This window comes from Enterococcus sp. AZ048, from assembly GCF_051715125.1.
Classification (GTDB): Bacteria; Bacillota; Bacilli; order Lactobacillales; family Enterococcaceae; genus Enterococcus_A; species Enterococcus_A gilvus.
On the sequence record NZ_JBIOTD010000001.1, the window covers coordinates 502,885 to 524,508 of the forward strand.

General features: G+C 44.3%; 22 protein-coding genes. 19 read left to right on the top strand and 3 right to left on the bottom strand.

Features of this window, described 5'->3' with window-relative positions; translation table 11 throughout:
- Window positions 1-101 precede the first annotated feature (101 nt).
- The 9 genes from IGI66_RS02555 to IGI66_RS02595 all read left to right on the top strand — a co-directional run bounded on the left by IGI66_RS02555 (window position 102) and on the right by IGI66_RS02595 (window position 8,935).
- Window positions 102-1,073, top strand: a complete 972-nt coding sequence (locus IGI66_RS02555) for a diaminopimelate dehydrogenase (protein ID WP_086306143.1) — start codon at window positions 102-104, stop codon at window positions 1,071-1,073.
- A 142-nt stretch (window positions 1,074-1,215) separates the two neighbouring features.
- Window positions 1,216-2,049 (top strand): AraC family transcriptional regulator, encoded by an 834-nt coding sequence (locus tag IGI66_RS02560; RefSeq protein ID WP_010781844.1) that lies wholly within the window; start codon window positions 1,216-1,218, stop codon window positions 2,047-2,049.
- Between the two features lie 96 nt (window positions 2,050-2,145).
- Window positions 2,146-3,423 carry a PTS sugar transporter subunit IIC gene (locus IGI66_RS02565; protein WP_010781843.1) on the top strand — a complete coding sequence of 426 codons (1,278 nt, stop codon included), beginning with the start codon at window positions 2,146-2,148 and terminating at the stop codon, window positions 3,421-3,423.
- Window positions 3,423-5,642, top strand: a complete 2,220-nt coding sequence (gene bglX / locus IGI66_RS02570) for a beta-glucosidase BglX (RefSeq protein ID WP_438847404.1) — start codon at window positions 3,423-3,425, stop codon at window positions 5,640-5,642. The genes IGI66_RS02565 and bglX overlap by 1 nt, the downstream gene beginning before the upstream one ends.
- Before the next feature lie 135 nt (window positions 5,643-5,777).
- Window positions 5,778-6,098, top strand: coding sequence for a hypothetical protein (locus IGI66_RS02575; protein WP_438847406.1), 321 nt, complete (start codon window positions 5,778-5,780; stop codon window positions 6,096-6,098).
- Between the two features lie 138 nt (window positions 6,099-6,236).
- Entirely contained in the window at window positions 6,237-7,073 is an 837-nt protein-coding gene (msrA, locus tag IGI66_RS02580) for a peptide-methionine (S)-S-oxide reductase MsrA (protein ID WP_438847408.1), read from the top strand.
- An 86-nt stretch (window positions 7,074-7,159) separates the two neighbouring features.
- The gene (locus IGI66_RS02585) at window positions 7,160-7,345 is read left to right on the top strand and encodes a hypothetical protein (protein WP_438847410.1); all 186 of its coding nucleotides are present in this window, start codon (window positions 7,160-7,162) and stop codon (window positions 7,343-7,345) included.
- Between the two features lie 135 nt (window positions 7,346-7,480).
- The gene (locus IGI66_RS02590; RefSeq protein WP_438847412.1) at window positions 7,481-8,203 is read left to right on the top strand and encodes an AAA family ATPase; all 723 of its coding nucleotides are present in this window, start codon (window positions 7,481-7,483) and stop codon (window positions 8,201-8,203) included.
- 81 nt (window positions 8,204-8,284) lie between these two features.
- Window positions 8,285-8,935, top strand: coding sequence for a DUF998 domain-containing protein (locus IGI66_RS02595; protein WP_438847413.1), 651 nt, complete (start codon window positions 8,285-8,287; stop codon window positions 8,933-8,935).
- Window positions 8,936-8,960: 25 nt separating this feature from the next.
- Here the strand turns inward: IGI66_RS02595 and IGI66_RS02600 are convergent, their stop codons facing one another.
- Window positions 8,961-9,695 carry a GntR family transcriptional regulator gene (locus tag IGI66_RS02600; protein WP_301516276.1) on the bottom strand — a complete coding sequence of 245 codons (735 nt, stop codon included), beginning with the start codon at window positions 9,693-9,695 and terminating at the stop codon, window positions 8,961-8,963.
- A 147-nt stretch (window positions 9,696-9,842) separates the two neighbouring features.
- Complete coding sequence (locus IGI66_RS02605; RefSeq protein WP_010781835.1) at window positions 9,843-10,202, bottom strand: PTS glucitol/sorbitol transporter subunit IIA; 360 nt, start codon at window positions 10,200-10,202, stop codon at window positions 9,843-9,845.
- A gap of 176 nt (window positions 10,203-10,378) precedes the next feature.
- Here IGI66_RS02605 and srlA point away from each other — a divergent pair, with 176 nt between their 5' ends.
- The 10 genes from srlA (at window position 10,379) to IGI66_RS02655 (ending at window position 20,116) form a co-directional block, all read left to right on the top strand.
- Window positions 10,379-10,909, top strand: coding sequence for a PTS glucitol/sorbitol transporter subunit IIC (gene srlA / locus IGI66_RS02610; RefSeq protein WP_114523893.1), 531 nt, complete (start codon window positions 10,379-10,381; stop codon window positions 10,907-10,909).
- A gap of 46 nt (window positions 10,910-10,955) precedes the next feature.
- On the top strand, window positions 10,956-11,966 hold the full coding sequence (gene srlE, locus IGI66_RS02615) for a PTS glucitol/sorbitol transporter subunit IIB (RefSeq protein WP_114523894.1): 1,011 nt from the start codon (window positions 10,956-10,958) through the stop codon (window positions 11,964-11,966).
- An 18-nt stretch (window positions 11,967-11,984) separates the two neighbouring features.
- On the top strand, window positions 11,985-12,353 hold the full coding sequence (locus IGI66_RS02620; protein ID WP_438847415.1) for a transcriptional regulator GutM: 369 nt from the start codon (window positions 11,985-11,987) through the stop codon (window positions 12,351-12,353).
- Between the two features lie 5 nt (window positions 12,354-12,358).
- Complete coding sequence (locus tag IGI66_RS02625) at window positions 12,359-13,834, top strand: xylulokinase (RefSeq protein ID WP_114523895.1); 1,476 nt, start codon at window positions 12,359-12,361, stop codon at window positions 13,832-13,834.
- On the top strand, window positions 13,824-14,498 hold the full coding sequence (locus tag IGI66_RS02630; protein ID WP_114523896.1) for a triose-phosphate isomerase: 675 nt from the start codon (window positions 13,824-13,826) through the stop codon (window positions 14,496-14,498). Before IGI66_RS02625 ends, IGI66_RS02630 begins: the two co-directional genes overlap by 11 nt.
- Window positions 14,499-14,523: 25 nt before the next feature.
- Window positions 14,524-15,357, top strand: coding sequence for a class II aldolase (locus IGI66_RS02635; protein WP_114523897.1), 834 nt, complete (start codon window positions 14,524-14,526; stop codon window positions 15,355-15,357).
- A gap of 191 nt (window positions 15,358-15,548) precedes the next feature.
- Window positions 15,549-16,661 (top strand): hypothetical protein, encoded by a 1,113-nt coding sequence (locus IGI66_RS02640; RefSeq protein WP_438847417.1) that lies wholly within the window; start codon window positions 15,549-15,551, stop codon window positions 16,659-16,661.
- 115 nt (window positions 16,662-16,776) lie between these two features.
- Window positions 16,777-17,469: an aspartate/glutamate racemase family protein gene (locus IGI66_RS02645; RefSeq protein ID WP_086306156.1), complete on the top strand. Its 693-nt coding sequence runs from the start codon at window positions 16,777-16,779 to the stop codon at window positions 17,467-17,469.
- Between the two features lie 9 nt (window positions 17,470-17,478).
- Window positions 17,479-18,708, top strand: a complete 1,230-nt coding sequence (locus tag IGI66_RS02650; RefSeq protein ID WP_438847419.1) for a glycosyltransferase — start codon at window positions 17,479-17,481, stop codon at window positions 18,706-18,708.
- Between the two features lie 247 nt (window positions 18,709-18,955).
- Window positions 18,956-20,116, top strand: a complete 1,161-nt coding sequence (locus IGI66_RS02655) for a hypothetical protein (RefSeq protein WP_438847421.1) — start codon at window positions 18,956-18,958, stop codon at window positions 20,114-20,116.
- A gap of 45 nt (window positions 20,117-20,161) precedes the next feature.
- Here the strand turns inward: IGI66_RS02655 and IGI66_RS02660 are convergent, their stop codons facing one another.
- Entirely contained in the window at window positions 20,162-21,508 is a 1,347-nt protein-coding gene (locus IGI66_RS02660) for a PTS sugar transporter subunit IIC (protein ID WP_044926008.1), read from the bottom strand.
- Between the last annotated feature and the right edge of the window lie 116 nt (window positions 21,509-21,624).

Here is a 21,624-nt window from a genome sequence, read left to right on the forward strand (position 1 = left end):
CAGCGAACTTGCTGAGCGCGTTTTTTTGATGAAAAAAATCTCATTTTAAGTACGATTTTTATAGTATAATTCTCATACAAAGGAAAATAGGAGGAATCTAAATGATCAAAGTGGCGATTGTCGGATATGGAAATTTAGGCCGTGGTGTGGAACGGGCATTGCAGCAGAACGCGGACATGGAGTTAGTGGGGATCTATTCGAGAAGAGACCCCAGTACCGTACACACAGAGGGCGCACCTGCCTATGCCTTAGCGGAGCTGGAGCAGCAAAAGGGAAAGATCGATGTCTGTATCTTGTGCGGAGGATCAGCGACAGATCTGCCAGTGCAAACACCGTCGTTGACGAAAGACTTCAATACGATCGACAGCTTTGATACCCATGCTAAGATCCCAGAGCATTTTGCCAACGTCGATCAGGCGGCAAAGGAGAATCAAACGGTTTCGATCATTTCTACCGGCTGGGACCCCGGCTTATTCAGCTTGAACCGACTATACGCTGAAAGTATTTTACCAAAAGGCGAGACATATACGTTTTGGGGCAAGGGCGTCAGCCAAGGCCACTCGGATGCATTGAGAAGAATCAACGGTGTCGCCGATGCGATCCAATACACCATTCCGAAAAATGAAGTGATCGAACGCTTGAAGGCGGGGGAAACGCTGGAGCTGACGACAAGAGACAAGCATTTACGGGAGTGCTTCGTCGTTTTAGCAGACGGTGCGGAGGAAGCGGCAATCAAAGAAGAGATCGTGACGATGCCGAATTACTTCGATGAATACGACACGATCGTTCATTTTATTTCAGCAGAAGACTTGGCCCGCGACCATCACGCGATGCCTCATGGCGGAACGGTGCTGCGGACAGGCATCACTCATGAGCAGACCAAACAGGTGATCGAATACAATCTGCAATTAGAAAGCAACCCTGAATTTACCGCCAGCGTCCTCGTTGCCTACGCCAGAGCGTGCGCCCGATTCGCGAAGGAAGAGCAATTCGGCGCGTTCACGGTCTTTGATATCCCGCCGAAGTATCTTTCTTCTGTGGAGGATGCGACACTGCGAAAAGAATTGCTGTAGGGTGTTGAAATCTTTACGCAGTCAATTAAAATAAGAGACTCAAGGAAAAGCCAAGCGGTTCTTCCTTGAGTTTTTCTTTTGCATCATTTTAGCGGATTGGGTACGTTACAAGTAAGAAAATACAGAAAGCGAGGGTTCCTCTATGAAGTATGAAAAAATCTCTCCTACAGATAATTATTCCTATAAAATTTTTTCCTTCCATTCAAAATCATCAGATCGCCTGATCCCGCCGCATTGGCACGATAGCTTAGAGCTGCTTTTTTGTTTTTCTGGTGAATTAGAGGTCATTTTTGCTGGCGAGACCTATCACTTGAAGGCGCAGGAATTTATCATTATTAATTCCAATCACGTCCATTCGACGAGAAGCCCTGTTTTGGGCGAGTGTCTGGTGATTCAGCTGCCACTGGATTACGTACAGCAAGTGACAGAGGAGCAGTATTGGAAGAAGTTTCTATTTAAAGCTATTCCAGATCAGCATTATTCAGAGGCATTGGCGTGCCTGTTGTTCATCTATCAGCATTTTTCTTCTGAAGAGTTGGTGGCCCATCTCTCTGTTAAGGCCAAGGTGTACGAGCTCTTCGCAATTCTTTGCGAAAGTAATACATTTTCCAGTACGGGCATTTATGAGATCAAGTCCTTTAAGTATTTGGAAAAAATGAAAATGGTGAATCAGTATATCCAAGAGCACTATACCCAGAATCTGATGATCGAGGAGGTGGCGGCGATTTTTAACTACAATCCCTCCTATTTTTCGCGCTTCTACAAAAAATTCATGGGGATCACATTTACCGAATACCTCAACTCTGTCCGGTTAGATGCGGCATACAAAGAAATGCGTGATACAGATAAAACGATTTTGGAAATCGGGTTGAACAATGGCTTCGCTACCAACAAAACCTTTTACAATGTTTTCCGCAATAAGTTTGGGCTGTCGCCGCAAAAGTTTCGCAAACAATTTCTTAAAAAAAGTAATTAAATTTCCACTTTGTCGTAAAAATGCGGAACGACTGAACGGACGGAAGGATTCTATAATGAAAGCGTTATAACAAACGTTTGATGAGGAGGAACAACTATGAAAGAAAAAATAACCAATCTATTTAATAAAATGAATCCATGGTTTGATAAGTTGGGAGCGAATCCCTATCTGCAAGCTGTATCGGGTGCCATGATGGCCACCTTGGGTCCGCTCTTTATCGGTTCGATGTCGGTCTTGATCGTCGTCTTGATGGGGATGGTTCCTGCATTAGCCAAGCTGAATAAGCTGACTGAGCTGCTTACCAAAGTAAACACGATGACCCTTGGGGCATTAGCGGTGTATATCGCGGTGCTGATCGCCTATCATTTGGTGAAGAAATTGGATGAGGACGAAGACCCGATCTCGGCCTCTGTGATCTCATTGCTGAGCTTTTTGATCATTACTCCTTTAGGAAAAATGGCGGATGACTCAATGGGGATTCCAACAAACTGGCTAGGAGCGCAGGGCGTGTTCTCAGCGTTGATCGTCGGACTGGTCAGTGCCCGTCTGTACTTAGCGATCAAGCATCGCGGCTGGACGATCAAAATGCCCGCAGGGGTGCCGCCAATGGTGACTAAGACATTTGAAGCATTGATCCCGACGATTTTGATTGGCCTATTATTTGCACTTGTTGATTTATCCTTTAGTTTGACTTCGTTTGGCAGTATGCATCAATTTGTTTACAGCATCATCCAAGAACCCTTGAAGGGTGTTGGCGGCTCTATCGCGGCGATGATTTTATTGAGTCTCTTGCAACAAGTCTTGTGGTTTTTCGGTATCCACGGAACCAATGTCATTATGCCGCTAGTGACGCCTTTGTGGCTGGCGATGGACGTGGAAAACCTCAACGCTGTTCAGGCAGGTTTGACCCCGCCGAATATTGTTGGTCTTGCGTTTTTCAATATCATTACGTGGAGCGGACTAGGATTAGGGTTGGTCTTGCTGATGCTGCGGGCTAAAAGTAAGCAATACCGGCAAGTCGGGAAAATCTCTGTCGTTCCGGCCTTGTTTGGAATCACGGAGCCTGTGATTTTCGGGACACCGTTAGTCTTGAACTTTGACCTGGCCTTTCCCTTCATAACAAACAATACGATTGCCTTGATCCTCGCCTATGTATTGACCAAATTAGGGATCGTGGCGAAATTCATAGGGGTCCAAGCAATCTTTGGACTGCCGCTCGGATTCCATGCGGCGGTGGAGGGAAGTATCTCCATCATCTTATTGCAACTGTTTATTCAATTAGTGCTGTCACCAGTATTATGGTATCCGTGGTTCAAACGATTGGATCTGCGGACCTACAGAGAAGAGCAAGCGGCTGAAGGAGTGAAGGAGTAATGCAAGAAGCAAAATTGAGAACATTGCTTGATTCATTGACATGGACTGAAAAAGTTGGTCAATTGGTTCAGCTATCCGGGGACTTTTTCGATAGTGAGGAATTGGCTGTGGGACCGAAGAAGAAGCTGGGGATCACGCAAGAAACGATTGACGTTGTCGGTTCTGTCTTGAACGTGACAGGCGCGGAAACAACACGAGACATTCAAGAAAAGTATTTAAAAAATAGCCGCCATCAGATTCCGTTGCTCTTCATGGCAGACATCATCTACGGGTATCGAACGATTTTTCCAATTCCATTGGGGCTAGGCGCGACGTGGAATCCGGCCCTCATCGAAGAGGCGTACGGGGTCATCGCACGGGAATCCCGTTCGGCAGGTGCCCACGTAACCTATGCGCCAATGGTTGATTTAGTTCGAGACGCTCGTTGGGGGCGCTGCCTAGAGTCTACGGGAGAAGATCCGCAGTTGAACGCTGATTTCTCAGCAGCGATGGTGCGGGGCTTGCAGCAGGAATACGGTGGAGACTTCGAAGGGATCGCCTCATGTGTGAAGCATTTTGCTGCTTATGGCGCAGCTGAAGCGGGGCGTGAATACAATACGGTCGATATGAGTGAGCGCCGGTTGCGGCAGGAGTATCTGAGCGGGTACAAATCAGCCGTCGATGCTGGCGCAAAAATGGTCATGACCTCTTTCAATACCTATGATGGCGTGCCTGTAACAGGAAATGAATTTTTATTGAAGGAACTCTTGCGGGAAGAATGGGGCTTTGACGGTGTGATCATCTCTGATTACGCGGCAGTTCAAGAATTGATCGCCCACGGTGTAGCAAGAGACGAACGAGAAGCGACCTTGCTAGCGATGCAGGCTACAAATGATATTGACATGAAGACGGGCTGTTACGCCAATGAGTTAGCGCCTCTCGTCAAAGAGGGTGCTCTTGATCCTGGATTGGTAAATGATGCAGTGTGGCGCGTTCTAAAATTGAAAAATGATTTAGGCTTGTTTGAAGATCCTTACCGCGGCAGTACGGTCCAGAAAGAACAAGACATGTTATTGACTGAAGAAAATAGGGCATTAGCGCGGAAAGTTGCGCAGGAAGCCATCGTTTTATTGCAAAACAAAGAAGAGCTGCTTCCGTTGACACCGAATAAAGAAACCATTTTATTAGTGGGTCCTTATGGTGATGAGCAGGACCTGATCGGTTTGTGGGCAGTCCACGGGAAAAGTACAGACGTGGTGTCGATCAAGGCAGCGCTGGAAAAGGAACTTACACAGGAGACATTCGCCTTCGAGAAAGGCTGTGACCTTTTAGCAGATTACCAATTTTTAGGTGAGTTTGGAGCAACGAAAGAGCAGATCCACTCATTAGGCATGAACGAAAGCGAGAAGGAAGCTGCTTTGAACAAAGCACTCGAAGCGGGCAGACAAGCAGATATCATTATTTATGCGATGGGCGAGCACACGATGCAAAGCGGAGAGGCTGGGAGCCGCACGGACATTTCTCTACCAGCAATCCAAAAAGAATTTATCGAAAAAATGACAGCGTTGGGCAAAAAGAATATTTTGGTTGCGATCAGCGGACGGCCATTGACCCTCACGAAGGAAGTTGAACAAATGGATGCGATCATTCAGGCTTGGTTCCCAGGAACAGAAGGCGGGAATGCATTAGTGGACATTCTCTTCGGAAAGGCCAATCCCTCCGGCAGATTAAGCATGGGCTTTCCAGAAAACGTCGGTCAATTGCCAATGTATTACAATGAATTCAAAACAGGCCGCCCTTTAAACAGCAGCACCCATCGCGGGCGGTTCGTTACGAAATATTTAGACAGCCCCAATTCACCGCTGTTCCCGTTTGGTTTTGGATTGAGCTATGGAACGGTGAGCTATGAGGAATTAACCTTAAGCACCACTCAAATGACAGAAAAGCTGAGCGTTTCTATCAAGCTGAAGAACACTTCCGAGTATGAGCAGTTGGAAACAGTGCAGCTCTATGTTCAAGACGTTACAGGCTCTGTCGTTCGACCAGTCAAAGAATTAAAGGATTATCAAAAAGTAGCGTTGCGTCCAAAAGAAGAAAAAGTCGTCACGTTTACACTTCAACGCAGCGACCTTTACTACTATATGAAGGACATGCAGTTTGGCACCGAGGCTGGAGAGTTTCTCGTATTCGTTGGTAGAAATTCTGCCGACACAGTGCAAGCCGCCTTTGAATTGCTTTAAAAGTGGAAAGACGATCACGCAGATGTGGTCGTCTTTTTTCGATTGCGAAAGGTAGAAAGGAAATACAAATCGCAGGTTTTCTCCTTGAGTCTTCCAACGTTTCCGAGGATAATCATAGAAAAAGGACTGAAGACTATGAGTAAACGTGTGGTATGGGTATGGTCATTCAACAATCATCAGCAAACAGTGAGTTTACCCAATGGGATGAGCGCCTTGCTGTGGCCGAACAAATTTCAAAAAGAGATGAGGGACCTGCTAGCTCCTGAATGGACGATCGAATTTATCAGTGATGATTTTTCGGAGCCGCTGCCCAAAGCCGAGGTGGTCGTGATTCCTCGAACTAGCAAGGGCTTCTATACGGAACGGGCAAAAAACGCCAACGTAGTATGGATCACGGGAAATGAAGTGGCAACGCACGACCTTGAAGGAATCAAGAAAAAAATAATCAAAGCATAAAAAGGCGGGTTCTAATGAAGCATCCCCAGAAGAAAACAGCTTGTAGACGTCAGACCGATCAAACGATTCGATTATTCGGCGCGATTGTGGTAAATTGCAGTTGATTTTAGCAGACGAATAAGCGAGGGGGACAAGCGGATGGCGGCATCACAGGAAGAAGTATTGGGAAAAATCTATAACTTGATTCTAAATCCCCACACCCGCGAATGGGAACGCTATTTATTGACGAAGGCAAAGGATGCGTTGGAGAATCGTGGGAATTTCAAAGAGCAAATAGCCAAACTGGAAGCGGAACTGCGTCCATTGGCAACGCGAAATAATTTGACGCCGGATGTGACGGACTTTTATCAAGAGATCACGGGTCAAGAAAGAGCCAGCGGTCTAGCGGAGGACGCCGCGCATCTGGTGACTGATCCCTCCAATCAGGAACGGGCGATTTTTGCTGGCGGCTGCTTCTGGTGCATGGTCGAGCCCTTCGAGACGCACCCGGGGATCGTTTCGGTTTTATCTGGTTATACTGGCGGAATGCTGGAACATCCGAGCTATGATCAAGTGAGCAGCGGCGCGACCGGACACGTGGAAGCGGTGGAGATCATTTTTGACACACGGATCGTCAGTTACCAGGAGCTGATTGCTCTTTATTGGCAGATCACGGACCCGACAGATGATGGGGGACAATTTCAAGACAGAGGTGCACAATATCGTCCGATCATTTTTGTAACGAATGCGTCTCAACGACGAATTGCGGAAGAGACAAAGCAGGCAGTGAAAGACTCTGACCGATACAGCAAACCGATCGTGACCGAGATCCGAGACGCGGCGACCTTTTGGCCAGCAGAAAATTACCATCAGCAGTTTTACAAAAAACAACCAAAGCGGTATAAAGCGATCGAGCGGGAACGGCGGCAATTCCTGAAGTATCAACAACTAAAAGGAACGCTTCGGACCGGATTGCGAAAGAACAAGGATACATAATCGCGCATTTACGGCTGCAATAAAAAACGTTTCACCCTTTTTGGCGTAACTTTTATATGAAACAAAAACCAGAAAGGGTGAGTAAGATGTTAATGGTATTGTTGGTACTATCTGTCGCAGGTTTGGTCCTATCGTTTTGGATGAATGGGCTAGTGAAGAACAAGGCGAATAGACTGTATGGCTGGTTAGCGGTCCTTCAAGGTGCGTGCTTAGGCGGGATGTTCGGTCTGTTGCTTGTTCTAGTACTTTTGGGGGCTGTATTGACCAGATAAGCAGTTGGCACGTATGCCTATTGAAGAAAGCTGTGATCTTTTCTATTGGGAAAGATCACAGTTTTTTTGTGCTAAATTAATGATACACTGTTTCATAGCAAAGCAAGTGATTAGCCAGATAGAAAGGAGCAGCGAATGTTTGTACATGAATTGAAACTGTCCGAAAGGGAGGCGTCTACAGGCTACCCCTTCGATGTTTTTGCGATCCAGAAGATTTCTCGTGAGGGAGGATTGTCCTTTCAGCGCCCGGTCACGTTTTTATCAGGAGACAACGGAACAGGAAAATCGACTCTTTTAGAGGCGATCGCTGTGGCGTACGGGATCAATCCAGAGGGCGGGAGTGAAAACTTCAACTTCAGCACCGTGGCGACCCATTCGGATCTAGGCGAACATGTTCGATTGGTGAGAAAGGGAAACGTGCCAAAGACAAAATATTTCTTGCGTTCGGAGACCTATTACAATGTAGCTTCAGAGATAGAGGCATTGGGCAGAGAAGGCTATAACTCCTATGGTGGACAGTCCCTTCATACCCGCTCTCACGGCGAAGGACTCCTGTCGATCATTCAACATCGCTTTGGCAATGAAGGGTTTTATTTGCTGGACGAGCCTGAGGCAGGTCTTGCCACGAGTCGCCAATTCACGCTGCTGCAGGAGATCGATCGTCTGGTTCAAGGAGGCAGTCAGTTGATCATCGCGACGCATTCGCCGATCTTGATGGCTTATCCTGACGCAGTGATCTATCAATTTTCAGACGCTGGCTTGGAGGAAGTTTCTTTAGAGAAAACCATTGCCTTTAACGAGACCAAGCTCTTTTACGACGACCCAAAACGGATGCTCCACTACCTGCTGGATCAGTAACAGTCAGGAGGCTTTCTTTTCCACCAAAAGCCATTCAATGCTACACTAAAGGCAGCAAAGAGATAGAAAGAAGGACACTTTTTGAAAAAATACGGGTTTCATTTTTTACTGGCGGGAGTCCTCGCCGATTTTTTGACACCGTACGTACTCGGTCTTTTTTATCCGTCACTGAATCAGATGACGGCTGTCATGAGTCTTTTTGGAGATGTAGATAGTCCAGTTCGTGAAGCCTTTCTGATCTGGTCCGTCGTGGCCGGCTGCTTGTACACCTTGTCCTTGCCAGCTATTTACACGACGCTGAAAAAAACGTCCAAGACCCTCGCACTCCTTGCCGCCGCAGCGATTGGTTCTTACGGGATCGGGGACTGTATCTTTACGGGCTTGTTCAGTGTTGATTCAGCAGACGCTCATTGGAACCTCTCCACGTGGGTCCACAATATCGGATCAGGGATCGGATACGCGGGCTTTTTGATTTTCCCCTTCGTCTTATATCTGATCTATAGAAAGCAAGCGAATCGCTCCGCAAGTCGGCGCTATTTACTTCTTTTCCTGCTGAGTCTGCTGGTAGCCGCCATCTATGGCTTGGCACGCATCCCGCAGCTCAATCAATTCGTTGTCTTCCAGCAATTAGGCTTTTGGCAACGACTAAGTTTTGTCTTTAATTATTTACCGATCGTTTTGTTTGCAGGAAGTCAGATCAAAAAGAAAGCACCCAAACCTGTTCGCCGTTAGTCGGACTGGTTTAGGTGCTTTTTTACTAAGAACGCTGTAAAATACTTCCTACATAAAATTTATTTGATTTGAGCCATACTCTGCCGAGTTCGATGATTGAGTCATCATCTAGATGGACCAGTTGTTCCTGATAGAGCAGCGGAGAATTTTCCTCTATATGGAGAAGATCGGATATTACTTTTGTGGAAGGAACAGCCGCAAAAGAAGTCTCGCTGTACGCAACTTTGTGTTTGCTGTATTTTTCCACAATATTGAATAAACTCTCGTGGGCATAATCCGCATTATCAATATTCGGCGCCAACTGGATATTGATATTATTTTGTATAAACATAACGACTTCATCATGAACAGTTCGAGTTCGTTCAATAAAAAGATAGTCGTCACCAATATTTATCTTTAAAAGTTCAGCAATCTTTTCATCCGCTTTTTTCTTTTCCAGATTGATCAATTCAGTTTCAAAATCAATTCCTTGGCTTTTCATGGATTCAGAGAAAGAGATCAGTCCTTCTGCAAAGGGGAAGCTGATATTCTCATCAATGACGAAGGTTCCTTTTCCTTGCTTTTGCGTCAATACTTTTTCTTCTACTAACAACGAAATGGCTTTTTTGATCGTTCCTCGACTCACGTCAAAAAGTTCCATGAGGTCTTTTTCTGTAGAAATTTTATCTCCCTTTTTCCATTCGCCTTTTTCAATTTTCTTCTTAATATAATCCATTACCTGTTCGTAAATGGGTACTAATGAATGTTTATCGATTTCCATAAAGTTAAATTCTCCTAACTCCCAGTCGAAAAGTTCTTGCTTTCATTATAGCCAATTTTACCTGTGATATATAGGAATAATTTATTGGAAACGGAACTAAATGACATTTGTTGTTTAGTGATAGTGACAGAAAATCTAAAAGAAGACTCACTTAGAGATAGAAATGGTGTCACCGATTTTTAAATCAGGTAGTTCTTTTTGTTCGACATAAATAGTTCCAGGCATCTCACTTGTGGTAGCGCCATCAAAATTTATCGTAATATGACCAAGCTGACGTAAGTTTTCCTCCGCAACTTCTCCCACGGCAGTGATTCGATAAATAGTGTCATTAAAACATAAAGCCATTTCGGGAACAATTTTTTCTTTGATAGGTGCAAGAGTGATCTTGTAGCAAAAATCACTTAATTCAGGCGGTGCGTCCTCACCAAAGAGCAGCAGCATGTTTTCCTGTTTAAAATCCTCCGCGTCTTCGCCAATCGCAATAACCGTTGTTTCAAAAATATTCATTCTACTTCCTCCTAGTATTTTTTTAAATCCTGTTGACAAATGAAAGCGTTCCTATTACTATACCATTATAGACGTTTATATATGTATAGTAACAAATCGCTTTTAGTATCGTCAAGTAAAGGAGGAAAGGTTAGGGTAACGGTTGAAGGAATTAATTAAAGAAAGGGAGTTTTACTATGGATTTTTTAATTACTATCGCAGAACACTTTACTGGTTTGTTCCAAGCGGGTGCAGATCAGTTCACTTCATTTGTCGGAGGAATGATCCCGCTGATCGCTTGTTTGATTCTTTTTGTTAACGCTCTTATTCAATTTATCGGGGAAGAACGAGTCTTTGGTTTTATGAAAAAAATGACGCGTTTCACACTTTTAAGATACACTGTCATTCCTTTCTTAGCGTGCTTCTTCTTAACAAATCCAATGTGTTACACATTCGGAACCTTTTTAGAGGAAGAATACAAAGCAGGATTTTATGATTCGACAGTTTCGATGCTGCATCCGATTACGGGGTTGTTCCCACATGCGAACTCTTCAGAGCTATTTGTTTGGTTAGGCGTTTCTGGAGGCTTTGCTACAGTTGGGAATCAGAGTGATCTAGCGATTCGTTTTTTATTAACAGGATTTGTGATCTGTTTGATCAGAGGGATCGTGACAGAACAATTAGCCAAACGGTTTGCTGCTAGAAGAAACGTAGAAGTTTCTCAATAAATGAATTTTCGCGAGTGAAATTATCATAAATCAAGGAGGAATCATGATGTTTAACACAATAAAAATTTCTCATGGCAATGGCGGTTGGGGTGGTCCCTTAGTCGTGACACCGACAGAGGAAAAGAAATATGTGATCAGTGTTACGACAGGTGGAGTCAACCCAGTGGCTGAACGAATTGCTGAATTATCTGGTGCGACAGTCATTGATCAATTTACGAATCCAATCGACACAAAAGAAGCGTTTTGTGCAGTGATTGATTGTGCTGGAATCGCACGATGCGGTACCTATCCTAAGCTAGGTATTCCCACAGTAAATGTGAAACTAGGTTCTCCTTCAGGACCTTTAGCAAAATATATCACTGAGGATATTTTCGTATCTGGTGTAACGCCAGCAAGCATCGCTTTAGCCGCAGAAGGAGAAGAAACAGCAACTGTTCAAACGAGTCCACAAGCAGATAAGAATGCGCCTAAGAAAAGTATCACGAAGGAAGCACGAGAAAAGTATGAATCAAATAAAACAACAAGCAACGGGATGATGGATGCTATCAATAAAGTTGGAGTGACTGTCGGGAATGTAATTAACGTGATTTACCAGGCGGCAAGGGATACGGTAGATACCATCATTCGAAATATCATCCCTTTCATGCTGTTTGTATCCGTGTTAATTGGGATCATCAATTACACAGGCTTCGCGGATGTAATCGCAAATTTGTTGTCGCCGTTAGCTGGAAGTATTTGGGGATTGATCGCGATCGGTCTATTTTGTAGCATTCCTTTTCTATCCCCATTGATTTGTCCGGGAGCGATCATTGCTTCTGTGATCAGTCTTTTGATTGGAAATCAGATCGCTTCTGGAACGATTCCTGCCCATTATGCTCTACCCGCCCTTTATGCGGTAAATTGTCAGGTTGGGTCTGATTTTGCGCCGGTTGGATTGACATTGATGGAAGCCAAACCGGAAACGATAGAAAACGGTGTGCCTGCATTTTTGATCGGAAAATTGTTAACCGGACCATTAGCGATCGTGATTGCTTATTTTGCTTCATTTGGTCTGTAAAAGATAGGAGCGAGAACGATGGGGGAAATAAAAATTTTGTTCGTGATACTTCTAGTTTGGCTATTAGGAACCGTGTCCTCTTATTTTCATTGGAAAAAAGTCAATGGAAAATTGAGTGAGCTAAAACAAAACGTTACAGGGTATCTTGGAACTGGCGTGAGTAAAGTGAATTTTTTTAGAAAAGTAATGATCATCGTCGTGGCAGATAGTCACGGGAGAATTACAGACTGCCAATATTTATATGGCTGGACCAACTTTTCCAGATTCAAACAAAAAACGGAATTAGTCGGGTGTGGCGTCGATGCGGCATTAGAAGATATGAGTGGAGACAAATTTTATGATGCTTTAAAAGTATCGCTAAGTAAAATCCAAGAACAACGAGGGTAAGTAAGATGAAGGATGCGACTGTGGAATACTTTATCGGAATTGATATTGGAACGACATCAATAAAAAGCGTGGTTTATGATGACGCGTTTCAAATCATTGACCAAAAAAATAAGAAATATGCGTATATCATCAATGAAAATGGATGGACGGAAATTGATCCATCTACTTGGTCGAAGATCGTTCTTGAACAGTTACGAGAGATTTTCTCCATTATTTCCTATCAGAAAGTCAAGGGGATTGGGATCACGGGGCAGATGCACACGACTGTTTTTTTAGATAGCGACAATCAGCCGGTTCGACCAGCCATCATGTGGAACGATAAGCGCACGGGTGACGTGGTAGAAAGAATCAAAGCCCAATTACCAGAAAATGAACAGACTAAAAATATTTTAAAAATAGTATCCACGGGAAGTCCATTAGCAAATTTAATATGGGTGAAAGAGCATGAACCAGATTATTATGAACGGCTAGACAAACTTTTAATTGCAAAAGACTATGTTCGACTTGTTCTTACAGGCGAGTGGGCGACTGATTTTTGCGACGCATCTACAAGTAGCTTATTCAATGTTCATAAAAAAGAATGGTCACGAGAACTACTGGAGATGTTTCATCTGCCGTCAACTTTATTGCCGAAAGTCCAATATGCATCCAGCAGTGCAGGAAACTTAAATTTAGCATTAGTTGGGATAAAGGGAGAAAGTCAGATCCCGGTAATTATAGGAACTGGCGATAATGTTGCTTCAGCTATCGCGAATCAGAGTAAGCATGAAGATCCAATCATTTCTTTAGGGACATCTGGCGTTGTGATTTTAACCAATAGTAAGGACGAATGGCTCGCTAAAGGGAAAAACATTCTTGCTGAAATTTCGAAAGACGACCAACGAATAGTCACTCAAGGTGCCTTGCAAAGTGGTGCAAAGGTGATTGAATGGTGGTCAAACCAAATCATTTTACAAAATGTCACTCAGTTCGAATGTGAGTTGGAAAAAAAATTAGGAAACAATAAAGTAATTTTTTTCCCTTATTTAAGTGGGGATAAAACCTTATTTATTGAAAGCAATCTTAGCGGGGCATTTTATGGGATTGATTTGACCAGTACACAAAATGATTTTTCGTTAGCGGTTTACGAGGGGGTCGCCTTTGCTATTAAAAGACTGATCCAAGAGATGCATTCCGATCGATCGTTTAAACAGGTTTTATTGATTGGTGGAGGAGCAAAAAGCCAGCTTTGGCCGAAAATATTTGCAAACGTCTTGGATATGACGATTCAGGTCAATCAAGAATCTCGCGAAGCTAGTTGCGGTGCGGCAATGCTTGCTTATTATCACCGACACCATCAATTTCCAGAACTTGTTACGCCGCTAAAAAAAATAGTACCAGAAAAAGAATTGACTGCAAAGTACCAAAAAAAATACCAATCATTTATAGAATTTTCAAATGCGATCATCCAAAAGGAAAGGAGACAAAAAAATGAAACGTGAAGAAATAACTCCTCCCTTTTTTACTGTTAGTCCTAAGTCTTATTTAGTCGGCAATGAGTTGTTGGAATTAGCAATGCTGACTGATCAGTACGCCAAAGAACATCACTCATCGATTTTTTTCGTTGCACCAGCTGCAGAATTAGTGAATGTCGTTCAAAATACTGAGCATGTGATTGTAACGGCACAGACGGCGGATGCAAAGGGATTAGGAAGAGGAATGGGGAGAACGCCGCTTGAATCCCTAAAAGCAAACGGGGTACAGGCGACATTCTTGAACCACATGGAGAACCAGTTAACAATCAAAGAACTAAGTATGGCTATCACACGCGCGAAAGAGCTAGGGATCATTACGATCGTGTGTGCAGATACACCCGAAGAATCACGAGCAGTAGCATTGATGGACCCGGATATCATTCTTTGTGAACCAGACCATTTAGTAGGGACCGGCACACTAAGCGACGAGGCATATATTGCTGATACCATCGCTGCAGTTAGAGAAGTAAACCCTGATATTTTGATTATGGAGGGGGCTGGAATTACTTGCGGGGCTGATGTTCGTCGATTGCTTCGATTAGGCGCACAAGGAACAGGAATATCCAGTACATTAGCTCTATCGGAAAATAAAAATGAATTATTAGCCGATTTGATGCACGCGTTAAAATAGTGATGAATATAGAGGGAGTGAAAAGATGCCATTAGTAGATGGAAATCTGTTAGTTAGATTTATTCAAGAAAAAAAAGTGATGGGTGGAGCCTTTAACACGACCAATCTGGAAACAACGGTGGGGATACTAGAAGCAATTGAAGAAACAAAAGTACCTAGTTTTATACAAATTGCCCCGTCCAATATTGGTTTAGCTGGATATGAAGGTATTGTAGAAATGGTTCAGCGAAAAGCAAGAAATATGGACACGCCAGTTGCCTTACATTTAGATCACGGGAAAAAGCTGGACGATTTTAAGGCAGCGGTGAGAGCAGGATTCAATTCAGTGATGATTGATGGCGCGGAATTTGATTTTGAAGAAAATATTCGATATACCAAAGCTGCCGTTGAGTTTGCAAAAGCCTACGGAGTAACTGTTGAGGCGGAATTAGGAGCAATCAAAGGAAAAGAAGATGACCATGTTAGTGAGGCAGATTGTAAAACTAATCCAAAACAAGTGAAAGAATTTGTTGAGCGGACCGGTTGTGATTTATTAGCAGTTTCTGTAGGGAATGTTCACGGAATGGATGAAGAGCCTTGTATTGATTTTGAATTATTAGAGAAAATCGCTTCAGAATCACCAGTTCCTTTAGTTATTCATGGAGGCTCAGGTATCTCTCCGGAAGAATTGAAACGTATGAAAGATTATAATGTCGTCAAAGTAAATGTGGCAAGTGAATTAAGGCAAAGTTATATCCAAAGTATCGGGCATGCTTATGATGAAAATCATGAAGAAGCCAACTTGATTGCTGTTCTAACAAATGCAAAAAATTCTGTACAACGAAAAACAATTGAGAAAATAAAAGAATTAAATCATTAAACCTCTTAAATAAAACAAAAATAATCCGTGGACTCTTTTAATGTGCTATTAAAAAAGTCTGCGGATTCTTCATTTATAAAAAAAGTTGAGTATTTCAGCAAGAAATATTTGTATTAACGAAACGCTACCTATATGATTAAGAAAAGCTTTTTGTTGGAGAAAGAATATCCCCTCGTAAAGGAGAGAATAAGATGAAAAAGTATAGAGTGATAATAGGATTGGCCTTCGCTTTGGTCCTTTTTGCCGGGTGCAAAAAGCCGACTCAGGATGAATTTTCTGAGGCACTGGCGGAACAAAGCAAAATGAATGCGGGCAACTATTCTCTGGTGATCGACAATGTCGAGATCAAGGGTGGCGATGAAGCTGATGCCCCTGCGCGAGCATCGATGGAGATGGCAGCTAAAATGATCAATGGAACGAAAATCTCTGGAGAGTATCTCAAGGATGACGAGAAAGAATTGCTTGAGATGTCGATGAATGTTGAGCTGTTGGGTCAAAAGGTTCCAGTGAAATTCTTCATGGATCAAAAGAAAAAATCATTGTATATGAGTACCGAGATGTTGTCTGAGATCAGTCAAATCGCGAAAGAATTTGGCTCTGAGGCGCCGATCAATGAAAGTGACCTTCAGAAGCTGAAGGGGAAATATATCCATATCGAAGAGAAGGACTTGGAGGACAAAGGGGCCAACAAGGCGAATACGGATGTGGTCAGCGGAGGGTTCAATTCGAAGCTCTTTAGAGAGTACGCGGAAACCTTGGACTCTGATTCTTTTGAGAAAAAGGACGACACGATCACACGGACCTTTACTAAGAAGGATATTCAAGGGTTCATCAAATATGCCAAAGAAAACGGCAATTCCGATGAGAAGAAAACGGCTAAAGACTTGGAGAAAAAGCTTGATGACCTAACCAAGTACGAGCAAACGGTCACCATCGACACGAAGAAAAATACGCAAAAAACAACGTTGAAGCTAGCGGCTAAGAACAATGGGACTACTGTATCTGCGGATGTGAAGATCGAGAATCAAGCAAAAAATTCGGACAAGAGCGTTGCGCTTCCGAAAAAAGCCGACACGGTCTCGACCGAAGAAGTGGAAAAAATCTTTTCTACGACAAAAGAAGGGAGTTCCCTCATTTCAGATGAAGACTTCAATGATTTGCTTGAGGCCATCCGAAGTGGGCAAACACAATTAACACAAACTCAGATCGACCAGCTCAAACGGACCTACAAACCGTATTTAACAGAAGAACAATACAAACAGTTAGAAGAAGCCTTGGATCAATCCATGCAGATGTCTGCTTGATCCAGAAAGTCCGATCCTTCGAAGGATCGGGCTTTTTTTTGCGACTGAAAAAATAGGATCAGCGGCCTGTTTCTTGCTATAATGAAGAAATAATTATAAAAGAAGAGGTGGCAGGATGAAAACGATTGGATTATTAGGTGGCATGAGCTGGGAGAGCACAGTGACCTATTATACGCGGATCAATGAATTGATGAATGAAACCCTTGGGGGGCTGCATTCAGCAAAGATCAAATTGGCAAGTGTGGATTTTGAAGAGATCGAACGGTGTCAGGCGGCGAATGAATGGGAAAAAAGCGGTGAGATCCTCGGGAAAGAGGCCCAACGTTTGGAGCAGGCAGGCGCTGACTTTTTGGTGATCTGCACCAATACGATGCATAAAGTCGCGCCGCAGATCGCCGACTATTTAACGATTCCAATTTTGCATATTGCAGATGCGACGATTGCTGAATTGCAGGTGAAGGGAATCAAAAAGGTGGCTTTGTTAGGGACGAAATATACAATGACGCAGGATTTTTACAAAAAGCGGCTTATCGATAGCGGAATGGAGGTATGGATTCCGAATGAGGCGGAGATCGACACGATGAATCAGATTATCTTCGAGGAGCTGTGTCATGGAAAAATCGTGTCTGAATCGAAGGCCATGTTCGTTTCAGTGATAGAGGAAGCGATCGCGGCGGGAGCAGAAGGGGTGATTTTGGGCTGTACCGAGATCGGCTTATTGATCCAGCAAGCGGATGCAGCGATCCCTGTATTTGATACGACGGAGATCCATTCTCAAAAGGCCGTCGAGCAAGCGCTGGCTGAGTAAGGGAAATCGATGGTAAAGACGATTCTTTTTGCACCAGCGACATTCAATTTAGCAGAGACGACCCGCATGATCGAGATCGCGAAGGTGCTGCGTCAGGAATATAACTGTATATTTTGCGGGTTTTCCGAAAGGTATTCACCGCTGATCCAAGAGGTCGGCTTTGAATGTTCTTTGCTGAGCCCTAAATGGACGGCTCAGCAAGAAGCAGCGATCATGGCCTTCGATCAGGGAAAGAGCTTGAAAAATCCTTTCACAGAAACGATCGTCGCTGAACGTGTGGCTAGTGAAGAGAGGCTGATCCAGCAGACGACCCCTTCGGTCATTGTGACCGGCAGCAATGTCACCATTTTCTTGTCGGCTCGGATCAAGGAGATTCCTCTCGTTTATGTAAAACCCGTGGCGCTGTCCCGTCCGCATATGAATCATAGGTCGGCTTGTGTGATCCCCAGCCAACTGAAGAAGACGTACCTTCCAGGGAAGCTTCTTTGGCATGGTTTTCTTGAAGTGTCGAAGCGGCTGACGTGGAAACCTAGAGCCTTCAAAAAAGCGGCTCAACACTACGACCTAAAATTGCCTAAATATACATTGGAGATGCTGGATGGCGACCTGAATTTGATCACGACCTTGCCCGCTTTCACGGCAGAGCTGGATTTTCCCGCTGATTATCGTTCTGTCGGTCCGATATACGCCCATTTGCCTTATGAAATCCCCGAGCGCGCCCTTCAAGTGATCGAGACAGCCCGCAGAAAGAAGAAGCAAGTAGTGTATTTTGCGATGGGCAGTTCGGGCGAGTGTTCGCTGATTGAAAAGATGCTGCGCTACTTTGAAACGACTGAATTTGAAGTGATCGCGCCGATCAAAAGCTATCTTGAAGACACGCCTACCGCCCGCAACATCCATGTGTTTGATTGGCTGCCGGCGTTTGAATTATCGAAGCACGTCGATTTCTCGGTGATCCATGGCGGAGAGGGGACCGTGCAGACCGCTTGCGCTTCTGGAAAACCTTTTGTCGGCATCGGCTTGCAGTATGAACAAGAAGTCAATGTCGCCTACTGTGAAGCCTTTGGCAACGCCATCGCGCTTCCGCCCAATCGCTTGGCCCCTCAAACATTGGATCGTTGCATCCGTCGTTTGAGTACCGGCGAGGTGCAAGAAAAAGCACGAGAGATGCAGCAGTTGATGATGCACGCAAAAGGAGCCAAGAACGCCGCGGAGCAGATCAAACAGACCTATTTATAAGACAGCAAATTTTTTATTTTTTATATAAATAACGAAATATCTTTTATATGGCAACCTTGGCTGAGAAAGCGTATAATCAATAATAATGAAAAATATTATTATTTAAACAGAATAATCGTATGCACAAGGGGATATAAGCAGCAGAGAACGTTTTTCTTCATAATAAAAATGGGAAGCAGGTGTTTATTGTTTCGTGAGTTGATTGGTAGGACCAAATGAAAAATCAAACGTGAAGGAGAAAAGGATCATGAAGAAATGGGTAGCGAAATTTTTTGTTGCATCAGCGGTCTTGATTGGCGGTTCGATGCTCGTCCATGCTGAAAATGCAGAGGCAGGAACCTTGTTAAGGGTCTATAACCCGAATTCAGGGGAACATCATTACACAGAAAATACGAATGAGCGGAATCATTTAGTCAAAGTGGGTTGGCGCAATGAAGGCACTGCGTGGGAGACACCGGCAAAAGGGGCGGCTGTTTATCGGTTGTACAACCCGAACAACGGCGGTGATCACCATTACACGGTGAACGCAAACGAGAAAAATCACTTAGTCAAAGTCGGCTGGCGCTACGAAGGAATCTCGTGGCAGTCTGGCGGGAACATTCCTGTGTACCGACTCTACAATCCGAATGCGAAGACCGGCACACACCATTATACGCTGCATGCGTATGAAAAAGACCATCTAGTAAAGGTGGGCTGGCGGTATGAAGGCGTCGGCTTCTATTCGACAAAAGCATCTACTGGAAATCCCGGCGGCGGCAACTCGAACCAAGGCGTTCCTCCAAGAAAAGTCGATGTGAACATCACGGGTGTCGGCGGCGTTGAACAAGGACAGCCAGGATCGTATCGCTATTTGTATTCCAATAAGCCCTTTGATCAAGCCAATCTAGGCGGCAATGCGACAGTGGACTTTTCAGCAGATGTGGCGATGACAGGGAACAAAAGCGACTATGAAACACAATTCGTGATCGCCGGAAATGGGAAAGCGTGCGGTCAGATCGGGATCAGCCTTCATTATCAAGCAGGTTCAGATGCGAACTTTGCCCAAGGCAGGATCAATACGACCAATATCAATTTCCCGGCAAATTCAGGCGTGACGGGTCAACAGTATTACTCAGTCAATACGAACGCACCGCGGATCAACAATGGGCAATCGGTCCATTTACGCGTGAAATATTTTGCTTCTGGCTATATGCAGACATTTGTGAACAACAAGCTGGTCGGTCAATATAAAACCACCTTGAGCCCTGGCGGCGGCGCGTACATTTTACATGATACGACGAATACACCAGTCAGGATTCGCAATTTGAAGGTCTTGAGAAATGGGGCCGATGTAACCAACAACGGCTTCCCATCCTTCAAAGGCACGTCCTTTGACTTCTCAAACGGCTCGATATCTGGCGCTTATTAAACAAAAAAAGACGATCCCCAACAAAAGGGGATCGCTTTTTTTTGTTTATTGTTTGGCTGTTTCTGCTTCTGTTTGTGCCATTTTCGCGGTGACGTGTTCATCAATGCGTAAGAAGGGCAAGTAGATGAAGACGCTGACGGCGATGATCAGTACTTGCAGGACAGAGGCACGCCAATCGCCGCCAGTTGCTAAGAAACCAGAGATGATCGGCGGGGTCGTCCAAGGAATCTGAACGACGACATGATTGATCAACCCAGCGGCAGTCGCAAAATAAGCAGTGACCAATGAGAAGATCGGTGCCAAGACAAATGGAATGATCAGACTTAGATTAAAGACGATCGGCAATCCGAAGATGATCGGCTCGCTGATATTGAAAATAGCTGGCGTCACAGACAGCTTCGCAAAGTCTTTGTAATCCTTCCGGCGACTGAAAATAAAGATCGCGATCAATAAAGCGATCGTATTTCCAGAACCGCCCATTACAGCAAAAGTATCTTTAAAGGCCATGTTGATGATGTGAGGAATCTCCTCTTTGTTTGCGTAAGCCGCCATATTTTCCTGCATGTTTTGCAGCAAGAACGGATCAAGCAATGAACCTGAGATCACGGCTTGGTGGATTCCGAAGCCGAAGAACAGATTCGCGATCGACGTGATCAAGACGAATCCCGGCAAACCAGTCGTTACATGACTCAATGGCCCTGTAATCGCTTTGGTGATCAGACCGTTTACGTCCATGTTGAACAATTGATTGACTGCAAAAGACAAAATCGCAAAGCCTGTGACCGTGATCATGATCGGGATCAATACGTTGAAGGACTTCAAGACGGCTGGCGGAATATTTCCAGACAATTTGATCTGCAATTTTTCATTGGTGGACAACTTGATAAAGAGTTCTGTTGCCAATAACCCAACAAAGATCCCTACGAACATTCCAGATGCTCCGGTGTATGAACCTGGGATCACACCGGTCACTTCGATTGCTTTTGTCGCGTTTTCAGGCGTGAACATCATTTTCATCGGTGTCAACACCATAAATGTTGAGATGGATACTAAGACGGCTGCAATATGATTGGTATAATTTCTGCTGACACACATATGATAAGAAACTGCAGCGACGACCAATATCGTTGTGATACTCAATGTCCCGTTGGCGATAGACATCCCGATTTCCTGAACTTTCGTCAGGGTAGCGGGGTTGACGATTTTCCCCATAAATCCTGTCGGCTCTAAAATGACGTAGTTGATCAGCGTCACGAAGCCGGCGAGCATCATGAACGGCATAAATGTCGCAAAGGCGTCACGTAATGTCCTCATGTGGATCTGATTGCCCAATTTTGTCGCGATGATGCCAAAGCGTTCAAAAATTTGTTCCTTTTTGTTTTTGTTCTCCACGATAGATTCTCCTTTTTGTGTTTTCAATACTAGAGCAGGTTCTGACCCAGTACCCTTAGAAAAATTAGTGTAAGCACTTACCTTGATTAAATAATAAAACGGATTCACGTAAAAGT

Excerpts from the sequence above, each read along its gene's own strand:
- IGI66_RS02600 (WP_301516276.1), bottom strand. The coding sequence starts at position 9,695 with ATGGAAATCGATAAACATTCATTAGTACCCATTTACGAACAGGTAATG.
- IGI66_RS02635 (WP_114523897.1), top strand. The coding sequence starts at position 14,524 with ATGCCATTAGTAGATGGAAATCTGTTAGTTAGATTTATTCAAGAAAAA.
- IGI66_RS02575 (WP_438847406.1), top strand. The coding sequence starts at position 5,778 with ATGAGTAAACGTGTGGTATGGGTATGGTCATTCAACAATCATCAGCAA.
- IGI66_RS02605 (WP_010781835.1), bottom strand. The coding sequence starts at position 10,202 with ATGAATATTTTTGAAACAACGGTTATTGCGATTGGCGAAGACGCGGAG.
- IGI66_RS02620 (WP_438847415.1), top strand. The coding sequence starts at position 11,985 with ATGGGGGAAATAAAAATTTTGTTCGTGATACTTCTAGTTTGGCTATTA.
- IGI66_RS02555 (WP_086306143.1), top strand. The coding sequence starts at position 102 with ATGATCAAAGTGGCGATTGTCGGATATGGAAATTTAGGCCGTGGTGTG.
- IGI66_RS02585 (WP_438847410.1), top strand. The coding sequence starts at position 7,160 with ATGTTAATGGTATTGTTGGTACTATCTGTCGCAGGTTTGGTCCTATCG.
- IGI66_RS02650 (WP_438847419.1), top strand. The coding sequence starts at position 17,479 with ATGGTAAAGACGATTCTTTTTGCACCAGCGACATTCAATTTAGCAGAG.
- IGI66_RS02560 (WP_010781844.1), top strand. The coding sequence starts at position 1,216 with ATGAAGTATGAAAAAATCTCTCCTACAGATAATTATTCCTATAAAATT.
- srlA (WP_114523893.1), top strand. The coding sequence starts at position 10,379 with ATGGATTTTTTAATTACTATCGCAGAACACTTTACTGGTTTGTTCCAA.
- IGI66_RS02625 (WP_114523895.1), top strand. The coding sequence starts at position 12,359 with ATGAAGGATGCGACTGTGGAATACTTTATCGGAATTGATATTGGAACG.
- srlE (WP_114523894.1), top strand. The coding sequence starts at position 10,956 with ATGTTTAACACAATAAAAATTTCTCATGGCAATGGCGGTTGGGGTGGT.
- IGI66_RS02630 (WP_114523896.1), top strand. The coding sequence starts at position 13,824 with ATGAAACGTGAAGAAATAACTCCTCCCTTTTTTACTGTTAGTCCTAAG.
- bglX (WP_438847404.1), top strand. The coding sequence starts at position 3,423 with ATGCAAGAAGCAAAATTGAGAACATTGCTTGATTCATTGACATGGACT.
- IGI66_RS02640 (WP_438847417.1), top strand. The coding sequence starts at position 15,549 with ATGAAAAAGTATAGAGTGATAATAGGATTGGCCTTCGCTTTGGTCCTT.
- msrA (WP_438847408.1), top strand. The coding sequence starts at position 6,237 with ATGGCGGCATCACAGGAAGAAGTATTGGGAAAAATCTATAACTTGATT.
- IGI66_RS02590 (WP_438847412.1), top strand. The coding sequence starts at position 7,481 with ATGTTTGTACATGAATTGAAACTGTCCGAAAGGGAGGCGTCTACAGGC.
- IGI66_RS02645 (WP_086306156.1), top strand. The coding sequence starts at position 16,777 with ATGAAAACGATTGGATTATTAGGTGGCATGAGCTGGGAGAGCACAGTG.
- IGI66_RS02655 (WP_438847421.1), top strand. The coding sequence starts at position 18,956 with ATGAAGAAATGGGTAGCGAAATTTTTTGTTGCATCAGCGGTCTTGATT.
- IGI66_RS02565 (WP_010781843.1), top strand. The coding sequence starts at position 2,146 with ATGAAAGAAAAAATAACCAATCTATTTAATAAAATGAATCCATGGTTT.